Below are 16,595 nucleotides of genomic sequence, written 5' to 3'. Positions count from 1 at the left end.
CACGATCCAAGGAGATTGACGTGAAACGAGCAGCGATCGCAGCCGCCGCCCTTGCCCTCGCCCTCACGGGGTGTTCGGCCGCCGACCCGGAACCCACCGCCGACGGGACGGTGTCCCAGGATACATTCCTGACTACCCATGGCCTGGCCGCCATGGACGCGGTGGAGATCATTGATCACCTCGACCGGCAGAAGGTCACTGAGCGTCCCACGGATCTGATCGCCTCCGTGCGTGCCGATGAACTGCTGCTCTCGAGCGATGACCAGGAAGTCGTGGTCGATCTTCCCGACAATCAGACGTATGTCTCGGTTGCTCCGTATATCACCTCCACCCACGACTGCTTCTACCACAGCCTCACGACCTGCCTGGGGGAACTCGACAATGAGGATATCCAGGTCACGATCACCGATGAGGCGACCGGTGAGGTGCTGGTGGACGAGGCGACAACCACCTTCGACAACGGGTTTATTGGCTTCTGGCTTCCCGATGATGCCACCGGCCTGATTGAGGTCAGCTACCAGGGGCGTACCGGCACCACGGAGTTTTCCACCACCGACGACGGTGCCACCTGTGTCACGGACCTGCGCCTGACCTGATGCCTCAGCAGTGGGTTTCCCCTGATCCTTCCCCTGTGTCACTCAGACTTGCACCAAGGACGGTTTAACCATGACAAGTAGTTTTTCCCGACGACAGTTTCTGCTCGGCGGGCTCGTCCTGGCCGGCACCGGGGCCGTGGCCGCCTGCACCAGCGACCCTGGACCCGCTGCCTCGGCACCAGGTCCCTCCCTTCGCCCCACTCCCACCCCCACTGCGCTCGGTGAGCCGACGGTGCGCCGGACACTGACCGCCCGGCCCCTCTCCCTGGATATCGGCGGCATCGAAGCCAAGACGTGGGGATACGTCTCTGACACCGGGGATGCGGCCATTGAGGCCACCGCCGGCGACGTCCTCCAGGTCGATATCACCAATGAACTGCCTGAGAGCACCTCCATCCACTGGCATGGCATCGCACTCCACAACGCAGCCGACGGTGTGCCCGGCATGACCCAGGACCCCATTGAACCTGGCGAGTCTTTCTCCTATGTTTTTGAAGTCCCCCACGGTGGCACCTACTTCTACCATTCCCACACCGGCCTGCAGCTTGATCGCGGCCTCCACGCCCCACTGATCATCCGTGACCCGCAAGACGCTGAGGACCAGGACGTCGAGTGGACCATCGTGCTCGACGACTGGGTCGATGGCATTCAGGGCACTCCCGACGATGAGCTCGACAAGCTCACCGGAATGGGTTCGGGCGACCATAACGGGAGGATGGGAATGGGAGGTCACGGCCAGATGATGCACGGCACCCCGGACCGGGTACTGGGCGGGGATGTCGGCGATGTGATGTATCCGCACTACCTCATCAACGGACGTATCCCCCGTGCTCACCGGACCTTCGAGGCTCGCCCGGGCGACAAGGCCCGCCTGCGGTTTATCAACTCCGGCGGTGACACCATCTTCAAGGTGGCCCTCGGTGGTCACCGCATGACCGTCACCCACACCGACGGCTTCCCTGTCCAGCCCTGGGAGACCGAATCGATCTACCTGTCGATGGGCGAGCGTGTCGACGTCGAGGTCATCCTCGGCGACGGCATCTTCCCGCTCACGGCTTTGGCGGTGGGTAAGGACGACCGCGCCTTCGCCGTCATCCGCACCGCCGGCGGCCAGGCCCCCCGCCCCGATGTCGACTTCCCCGAGTTGTCGTCCACCGGACTGCTTCTGTCCTCCCTGAAGCCAGCAGACCGTGCACTCCTGCCCGAGGGCACACCAGACCGAGAAGTCAGCATCGACCTGGGCGGGCAGATGATGCCGTATGAATGGAGCATTCTCACCGACGGCCAATCCTCCTCCGCGACCGTGCAGGAGGGCCAGCGCCTGCGGATGGTCATGCGCAACAGGACCATGATGCCCCATCCCATGCACATCCACGGCCACACGTGGGCGCTGCCCGGCAGCGGCGGGCTACGCAAGGACACCGTCCTTCTCCGCCACGGTGAAACCATGATCGCCGACCTGATCGCTGACAACCCCGGTGAGTGGGCATTTCACTGCCATAACGCCTATCACATGGAAACCGGGATGGTCAGCTCGCTTCGCTACGAGTAACCCCCACAGCAGGGTTGAGTGCCGAGGTGGGCAGAGTCGCTGCAGACCGCCCACCGGGCAGCACTATGACCTGCTTCGGTGGCGTACTGGTCTCCGGGAGAGCCAGAACACCAGTTTCTTTCCCACCCTCCCGGACGAAGGAGTTCTCATCCATGTCGCGCACACCCCGCAGGGCCGCCATCGCGGTTGCCGCGGTGCTCACCGCCGTGACCCTGGTGGCCTGTTCCTCAGGCGACGGCGCCCGAAACGCCGTCGCCGTCGGGGGCACCTTCCAGTTCCACTCACCAGGAGGCCAAACCGAGATTATCTACGCAGAGGAGGAACGTGCCCCGCTGCCGGACTTCTCCGGCCCGTCGCTGATGGAGGAGGGTGAGGAGATCAGCCTGTCTGATTTTGAAGGCGAGGTCGTCGTCCTCAACGCTTGGGGCCAGTGGTGTGCACCGTGTCGGGCGGAAGTCGATGACCTGCAGCTTGTCCAGGAGACTCTCGACCCCCTCGGTGGCACGGTGCTGGGCATCAACGTCCGCGACTACAACCAGACCATCGCCCAGGACTTCAAACTCGACAACGCGGTGACCTATCCCTCGATCTACGACCCGCCGTTTCGTATCGCTGCGGCCCTGGGTGGGGTGCCGACCTCGGTCATCCCGACCACCATTGTCCTGGACCGAAGCCACCGCCCGGCCGCGGTGTTCCTGAGGGAGGTCACCGCCGATGACATCCTTGATGTCGCCCTGCCGCTGGCCGAGGAGGCACCAGCATCATGACCGTTGATGTGATGGCGCAGTTGGCGATCGGCCAGCAGTTCGCCGACGCCGCGGCCACCGGGCCACTGATGATCGGCATCCTGGCTGCGGCAGCTGCAGGTCTGATCTCGTTCGCCTCCCCGTGCGTCGTACCCCTGGTACCCGGGTATATGTCGTATCTGGCCAGTGTGGTCGGCGGGGAGGTCGACTACGACGCCGAGGGGGGCACGGTGGTCACCAAACGCCAGTGGGCGGTAGCGGGTGCGGCCGGGTTGTTCATCCTCGGCTTCACGATCGTCTTTGTGCTGGCTACCGTCACTGTCTTCGGGGCGATCAGCATGCTCACCCTCAACGCCGAGATTCTCATGCGCATCGGCGGGGTGATCACCATTCTCATGGGCCTGGCGTTCATGGGGATGGTGCCCGCCCTGCAACGCGACACCCGGATGGCCCCGAAGAGGTGGTCCACCTGGTTAGGCGCCCCGCTGCTGGGCGGGGTCTTCGCCCTGGGGTGGACCCCCTGTCTGGGGCCCACATTGGCGGCGATCATCTCCGTGTCCGCCGGCACCGAGGGCATGACCGCTGTGCGCGGGGTCATCCTCATCATCGGTTACTGCCTGGGCCTGGGTCTGCCGTTTCTTCTCATGGCGTTTGGCTCGGCCCGGGCCATGCGCACGTTTGGTTGGCTGCGTCGCCATTCCCGGAAAATCCAGATATTCGGCGGGGTGCTCATGGTCCTGGTGGGCATTGCCCTGGCCAGCGGGGCGTGGGCGTACTTCATCAACTTCGTGCGCCAATGGACCGTCGAATACGGCGCCACCTTGATCTAGCACCTGGCCGGCTCACCCCCACCGCCCCACCACGACTGACATCCCCACCCCGCAGCCACCACCACCTGGTGTGGGCCGCGGACTGGAAGAGGAACACCATGATCACCCTGATGCGCACCCTATGGACGTATCCGAAGAAAGCCTGGCACTGGCTGACCAGCATGCGCACCGCCCTGGTGCTGCTGTTCGTCCTGGCGATCGCCGCGATCCCCGGTACCGTCTTGCCCCAACGCAGCCTCAACGCCGGCAACGTCGCCGACTACATTGCCGACAACGGCCGACTCGCCGAGATCTACGACCACCTACAATTATTCGACGTCTTCGAATCCACCTGGTTCAACGCCATCTTCATGCTGTTGACCATCTCCCTGATCGGCTGCATCCTGCCGAGGTCCTGGGAGCACTATAAGGCGATGAAAACCCCACCGACGCGCGCACCGAAGCGACTGGAGCGCCTGCCGCTGCACGCCACGGGCACCGTCGACAAGCCGATGGACCAGCTCACCGACGATGCCCGAGGTCTGCTCAAGCGGTGGAAAGTCGCTGAATACACCCCGGACAAGGACCGGGCCGGGGTGTTTTCCCTGTCGGCGGAGCGCGGGCACACCCGCGAGCTGGCCAACCTGATCTTCCACCTGTCCCTGGTGGGCATGCTCGTCACCATCGCTGCCGGCCGGATGGTCTACTACGAGGGCATGGTCATCATCGTCACCGAATCCGGCAACTACGAGACCCCACCGATCGAGCAGAGCACCGAGTTCTGCAACACCTCCACCGCCAACTTCGACTCCTTCCGGGCCGGTCCGACTTTCGACGGCACAGGGCTGACCACGTTTTGCTTCGATGCGCATGACTTCACCGCTGACTACCTGACCAACGGACAGGCGGAGATGTTCACCTCCAATATCTCCTATGCCATCGGCGAGGACATCCTCAAGCCCAAGGAGGAGTGGACCGACTACCAGCTGCAGGTCAACCACCCCCTGCGGGTGGCAGGCGACCGCATCTACCTCATGGGCCACGGCTTTGCCCCGACCTTCACCGTCACCTGGCCCAACGGGGAATCACGCACGCAGACCCTGCAGTTCGCCCCGGAGGATCCGACCTTCTTCCTGTCCTCTGGGGCCATGCGGTTTGACCCGCCGGCCGGCATGTACCCCGACATTTATGACCGTCGCCAGAACCAGATCGCCCTGGAAGGCCTCTTTGCCCCCACCGCCGAGTGGGGCGGGGACAACGGCCTGCTGTTGACATCCGCCTTTCCGGCAATGCGCGACCCGGCGGTGGCCATGGACATCTACCGCGGTGATGCGGGTCTGGATACCGGACGCTCCCAGTCGATCTTCGAACTCGACCCCACCCTGATCGCCACCGGACAGTTGCAGAAGATCGAACGGGTCAACCTCCTGCAGGGCGAGGAGGTGACCCTGGATGACGGGACGACCGTCACCTTCGACGGGGCCAGTGAATTCGCCAACTTCCAGATCAGCCACGACCCGTTCCAACCCTGGGTGCTGGCGACCACCGTGATCATGCTCGCCTCCCTGATCGGCTCACTGGTCATCAAACGCCGACGGATCTGGATACGGCTGCAACCTTCCGCCGACGGGAGCTCCACAGTTGTGGAGATGGGTGGCCTGGCCCGCACCGATAGCGCCGGCTGGGGTGGGGAGTTCGACAAGCTCCACCGTGCACTGCTCGGCCTGCCTGATCCAGACGACATTGATGAGGAGGCCGAGGAGAACATCCCCGTTCTGGTCACCAGCGCCAGTCAGTAATACCCGCCCTTTTGAGTTTAAGGACTTCATCCCTTCATGCCTGTCAATCAGACTTTGGCCACCTTCTCCGACACCGCCTTCCAGACCGCGTTCGTGATCTACCTGCTCGCCCTGGTGCTCTCCCTTGTGCACTACGTGAAGATGCAGGGGGTCATCGATGCCCGTCGGGCACGCGAAGTCATCGCCCACCCCGAATATGTCGCTGTAGGTGCCGGTAGCGGCACTGCTGACCTCAGTGACCGCTCCACCGGGGACGTCGCCGATGATCCTGTGCTCACCGATGAGCAATGTGCTGCCCGGGAGGCGTCGGCCGATAAATTCGGTGGCATGACCCAGACAGTGGTCTGGTTGGGTGCAGTGGTCCACCTGGTGTCGGTGGTGCTGCGCGGCTTAGCCACGGATCGTTTCCCGCTGGGAAACATGTACGAGTACATCTCCATGATCTGTGTGCTGGCGGTCCTGACCGCAGCCATAACCATTCAGCGCCGCGAGTGGCGCAGCGTGTGGCCGTGGCTGCTGGTCCCCGTCCTCGTCATGCTGTTTTTCGCCGGCACCAGCCTCTACGCCGACTCCGCCCCGGTGGTGCCTGCCCTGCAGTCCTACTGGCTGCCCATCCATGTCTCCACTGTGTCCGTGGGTGCGGCGATCGGCATCGTGTCGGGTATTGCCTCCCTGCTCTACCTGCTGCGCATCTGGCAGCCCAAGGGCGCGGAGCGCGGCTTCTTTGGGGCTGTGGCCAAACCGCTGCCGAGTGCGAAGAAGCTCGACGGGTTGGCCTACAAATCCGCCATCATCACGTTGCCCGTGCTGGGTCTGGGCATCGTTTTGGGTGCTATCTGGGCGGAAGCCGCCTGGGGCCGGTTCTGGGGGTGGGATCCGAAGGAGACCGCCTCCTTTATCTCCTGGGTGCTCTACGCCGCCTACCTGCATGCGCGTGCCACGGCCGGATGGCGGGACCATAAGGCCGCGTGGATCAATATCCTGGCCCTGGCCACGATGATCTTCAACCTGTTTTTCATCAACCTGGTGGTCTCTGGTCTGCATTCCTACGCCGGCCTGAACTAAATCTGGCTTCCTCAGCAGTCGGGTGGACACCCTCAGAGACGCGGAAAAGCACGGAAAGTTGCGGTGGATGGCTCGAAGGATTGTTCCTGTGTTCACGGCTCATCAGCGCTCCGAAAAAGATCGTGCTCTTCGGTGAGGACTGGTATTGCAGCGGGCACGAGGGTGTCGCGGCTTCCCCAGGAGATAGCTGGTGCTAACGGGCGTAGATTGGCCGGTCACTCCGCGCTCATGGTGGGGGCCGCGGTCGCGTGGTGGCTGGCGCTGCCCCCACGGGGTTGGTGGGTGCTGTTCCCGGTAGGTGTGACGGTGTTCATGCTGGCGCTGGCAGGTCAACCCCTCCGCAACCGGCTGTGGCTCGGTGGGCTGAGCGGGGTGGTCCACTACGCTCTTGTTCTACGTTGGCTCACCGACTTTAATACTGCCGGATACGTTGCGGTTGTTGCCATCCAGACGCTGTTGTTAATGCTGGTTGCCGCGGTATCTTCTAGCGAGCCAGCTTTTCGCGGCCGCTGGCCTGTCTGGTGGCTGCTCACCCCTGCTGCCCTGGTGATACTGGAAGCGGTACAACACCGGTTTCCGTTCGGTGGTTTTCCGCTGCCTGCTTTCGGATACAGCCAGGCCGACGGCCCGTTTATGGCTGCAGCACCCCTGGGGGGGACTCTCCTGACGACCGCACTGGCCGCAGTTGCCGGGGCCGTAGTTGCCGCTGTCATTCTCGAGCGGAAACGGGCCCGTGGCCTATCCGTGCTCGCAATTGTCGTGCTCCTCGCTGTCCCAGGGTTCGCGCCAGTGATTGTCGATGATGCGGTAGAAGACACCCTGGAGGTCGTCCTCGTGCAGGGTGGTGGCCCCCGCGGGCTTCGCGCGGTCCATACCGATCCGTTTGATACCACCCGCCGACATCTTCAGACTGCCGCAGACATCACCGGGACCCCTGATCTGGTTCTGATGCCCGAAAACGTCGCCAATGTCGACGAGACGGTCGATGGGACAGTCGTTGATGCATCTTTTGCCGAGCTGGCCCGCCAGCTCGACACGAACGTCGTGGTCGGTATTACCGAGTCCGACGGCGAGCATTTCCGGAACGCATCCATATTATGGGGACCAGACGGCACCCGATCGGGACGCTATGAGAAGCACCACCGTGTGCCATTCGGCGAGTATCTCCCCATGCGCAACCTGATTGAACGACTCAGTGACGACGCCCGGTTCATCCCCCGCGACGCCGTTATCGGCGAGGGCCCGGCGGTGCTCGATCCCAGCGGGGCACCACGACTGGGGATCGTCATTTCTTATGAGGTATTCTTCGCCGACCGGGTTGCCGACGCCGTCCGCAATGGGGGGCAGCTGCTGCTCGCCCCGACTAACGCCGCATCATTTATGACCGAGGAAGTACCCGCCATTGAAGTGGCCGCGTCCCGGATGCGTGCCAGCGAGTTTGGCCGCACAGTTCTCCAGGCTGCCCCCACCGGGTACTCGGCCATCATCCAGCCCAACGGAACAGTGTCACAACTCAGTGACTTGAGCACAAGCGAACTACTGACGGCAACCGTTCCACTTCATACTGGCTTGACGCCGTACGCGCGAATGGGGGATACACCCATGTTGATTCTCGCGTTATTGGCTCTTGCGTGGCCGCTGGTTTCTGATCTCGTCAGCTGGCTGAGGGGAAGACGGGGTCAGGGAGGTATCTCCTCAAGGCAGATTCCGTCACCACCTTCCTACGTCGACGGGATGCTCGCCCTGGCTGCGTCTGACGAGCGCGCATGATGGCGGCTTGAGGGACCGGTCTGACGTCCCTGGAGAAGCTGTGGAGCCCGGACAGCGGCCATGAAACAACCCGGCAATGATAGTCTCGGGAACAAGATCATTGCCCCGGCAAGGGGGACAAAGCCCGGTACTGCCAAACGCCTCCACTGGAGGCCGGAGAAAAACTGAGTACACCCCGAGGACATTGCCTCGCGTTGCTCTATCGAGCGAGTGGTAGCGTGCTGTTGCGACAGGTTCAGAAGAGGGACCGGCGCTAGCACCTCCGCGGGGATACCACCGGTCACAGGGGCAGAAGCCGGAAGCTGGTGGTGGTCATGACCACACCCATCACTGTCTCGTCACCGGCAGCAGCTAAGGCGGTGCACGCATCGATCGTGCCTGGTATCGGTGAGCGGCTTTCTGGAGCTGTGACGTCAACGGCCAGCGCTATGCCCGGGGATCAACCCGAAAATTCCCCCTGGGCCTTACGCAGTGCGAGCGTCAGGATCAACAGTCCCCGCGACTCTCCCAGGGCGAGCAGGGAGACCGGCACGCAGTCGACGATGACCTGGACCATGTCTATCACCCAGACCACGGGGTGGGCTGGGGACTAAGGACGGTGTTCCCGGGGTGAGGAGGTTAGAAGGTGATGCCGTGCTCAGCGAACCAGGGGGTCGGGTCGACGGCACCGCTGCCGGTGGGGTAGAGCTCAAAATGCAGGTGGGACCCGGTGGAAAATCCTCGGTTACCCATACCGGCGATCTTCTGGCCGGCGGTGACCTGCTCACCGACGCTGACATCGAGGGTTTCCATATGGCCGTAGACAGCAATGGAGCCATCGTCGTGCTGGATGCGGATCCACTGGCCGAAACCGGAGGCCGGACCGGAATCAATGACGGTGCCTCCCATGGCTGCGAGAATGGGGGTGCCCACCGCGTTAGCGATATCAATACCTTGGTGGAGGCTGCCCCAGCGCATACCGAAATCCGAGGTGAAGATGCCCTCGGCCGGCTTGACCACGGAGGGCGCACGGGCGGCACGGTCAGCCTCGGTACGTTCGACGGCGTATTCCACCGCCTTGTCCAACTGCTCGTCGACGTTGGCTACCGGCTTATACTCCGGGATCGCCAAGATCTGCGGTGCCACCTGCGTCGCATCGAAGGACAAGGCGGCGTCATTGGCGGCCAGCTCTACATCGACGGTGGTGACCTCCGAAGACGCCGGGGACTCATCCTGGGCCTGCAGCGTGGCGGCAGTAGCCCCACCGATCCCAGCCGAGGAGACCGCGCTGGCGGCCACGGCCACCAGTGCCACGCGCCCCTTGGTCTGCGAGGTGGTGATCTTGCGATGTTTTCCTCGGGGAGCCCGCTGAGCCGTCAGTCGCATTGAATCTTCTTCCGTCGTTTCCCTATGCGGGATTGTGATCATGGCGTTATCGTTCCGAGATGACAATAGCGCTTCAATTGCAGATGCCCCACCCCGACAACCCCTCTGTCCGCGCATTCCCCAGGGAAAACACGCGGGCCCTGACCCTCAGCGGGCACGAGTTTCCACTCCCCGCGACACGTGCACGAGCCTGGCGACCGGGCTTCCGCACCCGGAGACAACCCCAGGTGACACTCGGAAATGGCTGGTCACAGCCCGCAGAGGGCGGGCCCATCCCCAGGGAAGTAGGGGCAGGTATTGGGGCCGCCCCTCCAGCGCCACAGCCGCGGGATGGAGAATGGATTTCTTCATGAAATCTTCATGGTTCAACCCCCGAGTCCCGCCGGGAGGCCCCTAGGGTCGAGAGTGTGGTCAAGCTGGCTCGACCGGCTTTTCCGGATCGACGCGAGATAGGGAGCACAGCATGACCCATCACGCACGCACCATGCCGGACACCACCCGAAAGACCTGAGCCCGAGCGACAAGGAGACACTGACCGGAAGGCATCACAGCGTGTTTCGAGTGCACCCAGACCCTGCACTTGCCCTGATTGCCCACCTCCTTGATTTATACCCCCCATGGGTATAAGTTGGAGGATAGTCGAAGGGGTGCCCCAGCACTGACGCCACTTCGCCACCTCCGGCCCCACCCCCCTGAAAGGACATTCACATGGCAACCGTCACCAAGAACTACATGGTCAAAGGTATGACCTGCGGACACTGCAAGTCTTCCGTCGAGGAAGAGGTCCGCGAGGTGGCAGGCGTGAACTCCGTGGAAGCGAACCCCGGCACCGGCCGCGTGGAGGTGACCGGAGAGAACTTCACTGACGAGGATGTCGCCGCCGCCATCAAGGAAGCCGGTTACACCCTCAAGCCTTAATTCCCGCCCCCAGGGCCCGGCCGCCGCACTGCGTCGCAGCGGGGTCGGGCCCGTTTTTATCTGCAGATTCGCGGCATCACCCACCCTTGCCTTATACCCCCCAGGGGTATAAGGTTAGGCCTATGGAAGGCGGGGATTGCCGCCCACGCCGGACAACAATTACCGATGCACTCTCCCTGAGGACTGATAAGTGATGACCCAGACTCAACCAGCGGTCGACCTGCTCCAGATCGATCTCGGCGTGACCGGCATGACGTGCACCTCGTGTTCGTCGCGGGTGGAACGCAAACTCAACAAGCTTGACGGTGTGGAGGCGACCGTCAACTTCGCTACCGAATCGGCTTCCGTGCGCTATGACCCGGCGAAGGTCAACCCTGACAACCTCATCGAGACCGTTAAGACCACCGGTTACGGCGCCTTCACCATGTCTGGCGCGACGGACGATGGCGGCGACAATACGAACGACGCCGCGACAGGGGCTTCGGGTTCCAGCGGTGCCCAGAGTCAGGTCGACGCCGCCCGCGAGAATGAGGCCGCTGACCTGAAGAAGCGCCTGATCATCTCCGCGCTGCTCACGGTGCCGATCGTCCTGCTGAGCATGATTCCCGCCTTGCAGTTCACCAACTGGCAGTGGGCCGTTCTCACCATGACCACCCCGGTGTTTTTCTGGGGCGGTGCCCCCTTCCACCGGGCCACCCTGGTCAACCTGCGCCACGGCGCGACCACCATGGATACGCTCATCACACTCGGCACAGGGGCGGCCTACCTGTGGTCGTTGTGGGCCCTGTTCATCGGTAACGCCGGCCATCCTGGCATGACGATGGAGATTCACCTGCTGCCGACGAACTCCACCATGGACGAGATCTATCTGGAGACCGCGGCAGTGGTGATCTCCTTCCTGCTGCTGGGTCGCTGGTTTGAGACCAAGGCCAAGGGCCAGTCCTCCGCGGCGCTGCGCAAACTACTCGACATGGGCGCCAAGGACGCCGCGGTCCTCCGCGACGGTGCGGAGGTCCGCGTCCCCGTGAGCCAGCTCAAGATCGGTGATGTCTTCGTCGTCCGCCCGGGCGAGAAGATCGCCACCGACGGTCGTGTCACCGAGGGATCCTCGGCCGTGGATGAATCCATGCTCACCGGTGAGTCCGTGCCGGTGGAGGTCACCGCAGGTTCCAAGGTCACCGGCGCCACCCTGAACACCTCAGGCCGGTTGCTGGTGGAGGTCACCCGCACCGGTGCCGACACCACGCTGGCACAGATGGCCAAGCTAGTCACCGACGCCCAGGCGAAGAAGGCACCGGTGCAGCGCCTGGTCGACCGGATCTCTGCGGTCTTCGTGCCCGTGGTCATCGTCATCTCGATCCTCACGCTGTTGACCCACACCTTCCTCCTCGACGCCGGACTGGCGACGGCTTTCACCGCCGCGGTCGCGGTGCTGATCATCGCCTGCCCGTGCGCCCTGGGCCTGGCCACCCCGACCGCGCTGCTGGTGGGTACGGGCCGTGGCGCCGAGCTGGGTCTGCTGATCAAGGGACCCGAGGTACTGGAGTCGACCAAGAAGGTGGACACCATTGTCATGGACAAGACCGGCACTGTGACCACCGGAGTCATGTCCGTCACGGGTGTCACCGTTGCCGACGGATTTGACCGTGACGATGTTCTGACCAAGGCCGCAGCCGTCGAATTCGCCTCCGAGCACCCCATCGCCCAAGCCATCGCCCGGGAAGGCGGGCGCACCCGAACCCTGCCCGAGGTGACCGACTTCGCCAACACTGCCGGCCGGGGAGTCACCGGCACGGTGGAAGGCCACAGTGTGACCGTGGGACGTCCCGCCGGTGAACTGACCGGACTCCTGCAGGACGCCTTCACTCACGCCCAAACCCTGGGTGGTACCCCGGTGGTCGTCCAGATCAACGGCCGCAACGCCGGGGTGATCACCGTGCGTGACACCGCCAAGCCGACCTCCGCCGCTGCGGTAGCCGGCCTGAAGGAGCTGGGCCTGACCCCGATGCTGCTCACCGGTGACAACGCCGGGGCCGCGCAAGCCGTGGCGGCTGAGGTCGGCATCGACCCGGCCCACGTCATCGCCGAGGTCATGCCCGAGGACAAGGTCCGAGTCATCGAGAGGCTGCAGAAGCAGGGCAAGAACGTCGCCATGGTCGGCGACGGCATCAACGACGCCGCCGCACTCGCCCAGGCTGACCTGGGCCTGGCCATGGGGGCAGGCACCGATGTCGCCATCGAGGCCTCGGACATCACCCTGATGAACAGCGACCTGCGCTCCGCGGTCGACGCGATCCGGCTGTCACGTCGCACACTCGGCACCATCAAGGGCAACCTGTTCTGGGCTTTCGCCTACAACGTTGCCCTGATTCCGGTGGCCGCCATCGGCCTGCTCAACCCCATACTCGCCGGTATTGCGATGGCATTTTCCTCCGTGTTCGTCGTGTCCAACTCCCTGCGGCTGCGTGGTTTCAGGTCCAGTCACGGTGCCACATCCCCCGCACCACACACGACTGAGGCCAGCCCCCGACAGCCGGTCAATGCCTAATCCACATTCCCTCAGGCCTGCCATCCTCATCGAACTGCTTATTGACCCCATGACTTACCGGCCGGCCCCCTTTTAGCAAGGAGACCACCATGAATGCCCTCACCCCTGATCAGACCGTCCCTATTGACGAAGCGGCAGGCACCTGCCACACCACCCACGGCTACATCACCGACAAGGACCGCTACCTTGCCCGCCTCAAGCGCATCGAGGGCCAGGTCAGGGGCATACACCGCATGGTCGACGAAGAGCAGTACTGCATCGATATCCTCACCCAGGTCTCCGCGGTCAACTCCGCCCTGCGCAATGTCGCCCTGGGTCTGCTCGATGACCACATAAAGCACTGCATGTACGAGGCTATCCAGCTGGGAGACGAGGCAGCGGACGCGAAGCTCCAGGAAGTCACCGATGCCATCGCCCGCTTCGCCCGCTCCTGAGCGAACGAACAACCTGTCCCGGTAGCTGAGTCCATAACGGCAGTACCAGCGTAGTGACCACGAGATGACCTCCCGAGGGAAATGGCGACCCGGGAAGATGCCCCATACCCGTGGTCATTCCCCGCCCACTCCCTCAGAACCCCGAGTTTGGCAACAGCACCGTCCTGGGTATCGATACCTGGTGGTCCACCATTAGGTCGTGTTACGAAAGTCGTTTCAACCAGTACCGGATCACCGCCAGCTGAACCGTCGCCTCGAAGTGCACCGCTAGTTTGTCGAAACGCGTGGCACACCCGCGGTGCTGCTTGATCCTGTTGATACCTCGCTCCACGGCGTTGCGACGCCGGTAGGCCACGGTATCGAAAGCAGGGGGTCGGCCACCAGCCGATCCTCTGCGTCGACGGTGGGCGACCTGGTCCCTGGGCTGGGAGATCGTGGCCTTGATTCCTCGTGACCTGAGATACTTCCGGTTGGCGCGTGAGGAATACGCCTTATCCGCCAGCACCCGGTCGGGACGACGCCGCGGCCGGCCACGTCTGGCGGACGGCACCCGGATCTTCTCGAGCACCGGCACCATCTGCGGCCCATCCCCTGCCTGACCAGGGGTGATCACCAGCGACATCACCCCGCAGTCGGCGTTGACCCCGACGTGGATCTTCGTCGACCACCCGCCACGGGAGCGGCCGAAGCCATGATGGGCCGGCTCCCCCGAGTGCCGGGTGGCACTGTCGTTGCGCGCACCTGCGGCGTGGACATGCCCGAGGCTGGTCGTGGAATCGACGCTGACCTCCCAGGAGAGCTTTCCGGTGTGCTGGGCCTGGGCAAGCAACCGGGTATGCACGTCCTGCCACACCCCGTCGGCCCGGAGACGGACGAACAAGTCATAGACCCGCCACCAGGGTCCGTAGCGTTCATGGACGTCCCGCCACGGGCAGCCGGTACGGATACGAAAGAAGATGCCGTTGACCAGGGATCTTAAGCCCCAGGTGCGGGGCCTGCCGGTGGGGGACGCTGCTGGTAGCAGGGGGTCCAGCAGGTCCCATTCGGCGTTGGTGAGGTCGTGGCGGGCAGAGGTCGGTACTGTAGGCATCGAAGGTTTCTTTGTGCGGGTTGATGATTAGACACCAACAGCGTGCGCGGGAAACCTTCTTTACTTTTCAGGACACGCCGACGTGTTCACCGGACTTTCGTAACACGACCTAGACGCGCCCTAGTGTCGGTTTTCGTGTCCCAAAGCCCAGAGCCGCACACCGGCCAGCGCTCCTCGCTGATCTCCGCTTTCACAGGGGCGACTGCCATTGCGACGGCAGTCGGTCGGCTGGACTCATAACAAGCTAGGCCGAGGCGCTTTAAAGAGCCCCGTTGCCCGAGACTGAAAAATGATCGCCCTGATGGCGACCAGGGCGATCATTTCTCGGATTGGCGAAGGTCAGTTACAGGTTCTGGAGCATCTGCTTCATCTCGGTGATTTCGGCTTCCTGAGTGGTGATCATCTGCTCTGCCAGGGCGATGGCCTGGGGGTTGTCGCCGTTGTTGACTTGATTGCGGGCCATGTCGATGGCCCCTTCGTGATGGGGGATCATGTGCTCGAGGTAGAGACGAACTGCCTCGGCGCCTTCCGCATTCTCCAGTGCGGTCATGCCCTCTCGGTCCATCATGTCGCCCATGTCGCCCATGTTGCCGGAGCCCATGTTGCCCATGTTGCCGGAGCCCATGTTGCCCATGTTGCCGGAGCCCGGTTGCCAGTCCCAGGTCTCGAGCATGGCGTTCATCTGGTCGATTTCAGCGGTTTGGGTATCGACCACCCTCTCGGCGAAGCCGGCGACCTCACCAGGGATGTCGTCCTTGGCCAGGAGGATCTCGCTCATCTCCAGGGCCTGCTGGTGATGAGGGATCATCATGCGGGTGAACATAACGTCCGCGTTGTTGTGCTCGCCCGCAATCTCCCCCGGGGCCTGAGCCGTGGTCGTTCCGGTGGTGGTCTCTGTGGAACGAGTGACCGTCTCGGTACTCGTGGTCAGGGTGCCAGTGTCCCCCGTCTCGGCTCCCTGGCCACAGGCGGCCAGGGTCAAGGCGGCGACCAGGGTGAGGGTGGACAATGTGATGGTGCGCTTCATCATGGTGCCTTTCGGGATCAGATATCAGGCGAGGACTACACGATTCATCGAGCTAGGCCTTCTCACCGGCCCAACCACTTCCACATAACCACGCCTGCCCCAGGTCCAGGGTGGTGAAGACCGGCTTAGGCGCCGCTGATGGCTTCCAACGCCGCCTGCAGTCGGGTGTCAGCGTCGTCGGCGACCTCGCGGACCTGGTCACTGGCGCTGAGTTTCACCATGGTCTGCGGGTCGATTGCCTCCACCGTGGTCCGCTCATCCCCCGGACCCCGGCGAACAACGACGTTGCACGGCAGCAGGGCACCGAGCTCGGGCTCGGCGGCCAGCGCCTTGCTGGCCAGGGTGGGGTTGCAGGCACCGAGGATGACGTAGTCCCCCACAGCCTCCGCGGCCGCAGCCCCGAGCTTCTTGTGGAAGGTGGCCTTGATATCAACCTCGGTGAGCACGCCAAATCCCTGCTCGGCCAGCGCTTCCCGGGTGCGGGCGGTGGCGTCCTCGTAGGACAGTGCCACGGTGACAGTGTGGGTGTAGGACATGCTCTGACTCCTTAGAACGTGGCGGTGACTTCGCAATGACTCGACGCCTTCAGCCTGACAGCGTCGGGTGGATCAGGCAAGGGAGAAGAAGAGCTTTTCCTCTCTTTTCCCGTGAACTCCTCCGGGGTGGTCACGCTGGAGGCGTGCCTTCATCGTATACAGACTGGGGCATTTTCTATACCCCGGCCCGTATAGGGACGGGCGAGAATGAGGGAGAGACGCGGTCCTTCATCCGGGAAACCTACCCATCTCGCACAGGTACGACCGATCACCGCCTCCCGTGGGGCCGGCCGGGAGTCGAAGGAATGTCGAATCAGGGGTCTTTTTCGCCCAGGGCACC

14 protein-coding genes and 1 pseudogene are annotated in these 16,595 nt (G+C 63.5%); 10 read left to right on the top strand and 5 right to left on the bottom strand.

Annotated elements, in window-relative coordinates; genetic code table 11:
* Positions 1–20 precede the first annotated feature (20 nt).
* From B840_RS12600 to lnt, 7 genes are all read left to right on the top strand, one after another.
* Positions 21–596: a CueP family metal-binding protein gene (locus B840_RS12600; RefSeq protein ID WP_042622821.1), complete on the top strand. Its 576-nt coding sequence runs from the start codon at positions 21–23 to the stop codon at positions 594–596.
* 70 nt (positions 597–666) lie between these two features.
* Positions 667–2,148 (top strand): multicopper oxidase family protein, encoded by a 1,482-nt coding sequence (locus tag B840_RS12595; RefSeq protein ID WP_003859486.1) that lies wholly within the window; start codon positions 667–669, stop codon positions 2,146–2,148.
* Between the two features lie 152 nt (positions 2,149–2,300).
* Positions 2,301–2,915, top strand: a complete 615-nt coding sequence (locus B840_RS12590) for a TlpA family protein disulfide reductase (protein ID WP_042622820.1) — start codon at positions 2,301–2,303, stop codon at positions 2,913–2,915.
* A complete protein-coding gene (locus B840_RS12585) occupies positions 2,912–3,724 on the top strand; it encodes a cytochrome c biogenesis CcdA family protein (RefSeq protein ID WP_042622819.1) in 813 nt (270 codons plus the stop codon). The genes B840_RS12590 and B840_RS12585 overlap by 4 nt, the downstream gene beginning before the upstream one ends.
* Positions 3,725–3,822: 98 nt before the next feature.
* Complete coding sequence (gene resB / locus B840_RS12580; protein WP_084603126.1) at positions 3,823–5,502, top strand: cytochrome c biogenesis protein ResB; 1,680 nt, start codon at positions 3,823–3,825, stop codon at positions 5,500–5,502.
* Positions 5,503–5,538: 36 nt separating this feature from the next.
* A complete protein-coding gene (gene ccsB, locus B840_RS12575; protein ID WP_042622818.1) occupies positions 5,539–6,567 on the top strand; it encodes a c-type cytochrome biogenesis protein CcsB in 1,029 nt (342 codons plus the stop codon).
* 207 nt (positions 6,568–6,774) lie between these two features.
* Positions 6,775–8,337 carry an apolipoprotein N-acyltransferase gene (gene lnt, locus B840_RS12570; protein WP_229676668.1) on the top strand — a complete coding sequence of 521 codons (1,563 nt, stop codon included), beginning with the start codon at positions 6,775–6,777 and terminating at the stop codon, positions 8,335–8,337.
* 618 nt (positions 8,338–8,955) lie between these two features.
* Here the strand turns inward: lnt and B840_RS12565 are convergent.
* A complete protein-coding gene (locus B840_RS12565) occupies positions 8,956–9,702 on the bottom strand; it encodes a M23 family metallopeptidase (protein WP_042622817.1) in 747 nt (248 codons plus the stop codon).
* A 708-nt stretch (positions 9,703–10,410) separates the two neighbouring features.
* Here B840_RS12565 and B840_RS12560 point away from each other — a divergent pair.
* The 3 genes from B840_RS12560 to B840_RS12550 all read left to right on the top strand — a co-directional run bounded on the left by B840_RS12560 (position 10,411) and on the right by B840_RS12550 (position 13,602).
* Positions 10,411–10,620: a heavy-metal-associated domain-containing protein gene (locus B840_RS12560; RefSeq protein ID WP_042622816.1), complete on the top strand. Its 210-nt coding sequence runs from the start codon at positions 10,411–10,413 to the stop codon at positions 10,618–10,620.
* Between the two features lie 193 nt (positions 10,621–10,813).
* Positions 10,814–13,168 carry a heavy metal translocating P-type ATPase gene (locus B840_RS12555; protein ID WP_042622815.1) on the top strand — a complete coding sequence of 785 codons (2,355 nt, stop codon included), beginning with the start codon at positions 10,814–10,816 and terminating at the stop codon, positions 13,166–13,168.
* A gap of 89 nt (positions 13,169–13,257) precedes the next feature.
* Positions 13,258–13,602: a metal-sensitive transcriptional regulator gene (locus B840_RS12550; RefSeq protein WP_084603125.1), complete on the top strand. Its 345-nt coding sequence runs from the start codon at positions 13,258–13,260 to the stop codon at positions 13,600–13,602.
* 15 nt (positions 13,603–13,617) lie between these two features.
* Here B840_RS12550 and B840_RS13640 read toward each other — a convergent pair.
* The 4 genes and pseudogenes from B840_RS13640 to B840_RS12535 form a co-directional block, all read right to left on the bottom strand.
* A pseudogene (locus tag B840_RS13640) lies at positions 13,618–13,701 on the bottom strand (IS6 family transposase); the annotation flags it as partial.
* A gap of 103 nt (positions 13,702–13,804) precedes the next feature.
* Positions 13,805–14,692: an IS5 family transposase gene (locus B840_RS12545; protein ID WP_042622814.1), complete on the bottom strand. Its 888-nt coding sequence runs from the start codon at positions 14,690–14,692 to the stop codon at positions 13,805–13,807.
* Between the two features lie 343 nt (positions 14,693–15,035).
* Positions 15,036–15,719 (bottom strand): DUF305 domain-containing protein, encoded by a 684-nt coding sequence (locus B840_RS12540; RefSeq protein WP_042622851.1) that lies wholly within the window; start codon positions 15,717–15,719, stop codon positions 15,036–15,038.
* 125 nt (positions 15,720–15,844) lie between these two features.
* A complete protein-coding gene (locus B840_RS12535; RefSeq protein WP_042622813.1) occupies positions 15,845–16,255 on the bottom strand; it encodes a DUF302 domain-containing protein in 411 nt (136 codons plus the stop codon).
* Positions 16,256–16,595: the final 340 nt, after the last annotated feature.

Origin of the sequence: Corynebacterium marinum DSM 44953 (assembly GCF_000835165.1) — a bacterium.
In the GTDB taxonomy this organism is placed as follows: domain Bacteria; phylum Actinomycetota; class Actinomycetes; order Mycobacteriales; family Mycobacteriaceae; genus Corynebacterium; species Corynebacterium marinum.
The sequence above is the reverse complement of the archived record's forward strand: the minus strand, read 5'-3'. Positions and strand labels throughout refer to the sequence as shown.

What these genes read in the sequence shown, in the direction of transcription:
- B840_RS12555 (WP_042622815.1), top strand. Translation starts at nt 10,814, where the DNA reads ATGACCCAGACTCAACCAGCGGTCGACCTGCTCCAGATCGATCTCGGC.
- B840_RS12565 (WP_042622817.1), bottom strand. Translation starts at nt 9,702, where the DNA reads ATGCGACTGACGGCTCAGCGGGCTCCCCGAGGAAAACATCGCAAGATC.
- resB (WP_084603126.1), top strand. Translation starts at nt 3,823, where the DNA reads ATGATCACCCTGATGCGCACCCTATGGACGTATCCGAAGAAAGCCTGG.
- B840_RS12550 (WP_084603125.1), top strand. Translation starts at nt 13,258, where the DNA reads ATGAATGCCCTCACCCCTGATCAGACCGTCCCTATTGACGAAGCGGCA.
- B840_RS12595 (WP_003859486.1), top strand. Translation starts at nt 667, where the DNA reads ATGACAAGTAGTTTTTCCCGACGACAGTTTCTGCTCGGCGGGCTCGTC.
- B840_RS12585 (WP_042622819.1), top strand. Translation starts at nt 2,912, where the DNA reads ATGACCGTTGATGTGATGGCGCAGTTGGCGATCGGCCAGCAGTTCGCC.
- B840_RS12545 (WP_042622814.1), bottom strand. Translation starts at nt 14,692, where the DNA reads ATGCCTACAGTACCGACCTCTGCCCGCCACGACCTCACCAACGCCGAA.
- B840_RS12590 (WP_042622820.1), top strand. Translation starts at nt 2,301, where the DNA reads ATGTCGCGCACACCCCGCAGGGCCGCCATCGCGGTTGCCGCGGTGCTC.
- B840_RS12540 (WP_042622851.1), bottom strand. Translation starts at nt 15,719, where the DNA reads ATGAAGCGCACCATCACATTGTCCACCCTCACCCTGGTCGCCGCCTTG.
- B840_RS12535 (WP_042622813.1), bottom strand. Translation starts at nt 16,255, where the DNA reads ATGTCCTACACCCACACTGTCACCGTGGCACTGTCCTACGAGGACGCC.
- B840_RS12560 (WP_042622816.1), top strand. Translation starts at nt 10,411, where the DNA reads ATGGCAACCGTCACCAAGAACTACATGGTCAAAGGTATGACCTGCGGA.
- ccsB (WP_042622818.1), top strand. Translation starts at nt 5,539, where the DNA reads ATGCCTGTCAATCAGACTTTGGCCACCTTCTCCGACACCGCCTTCCAG.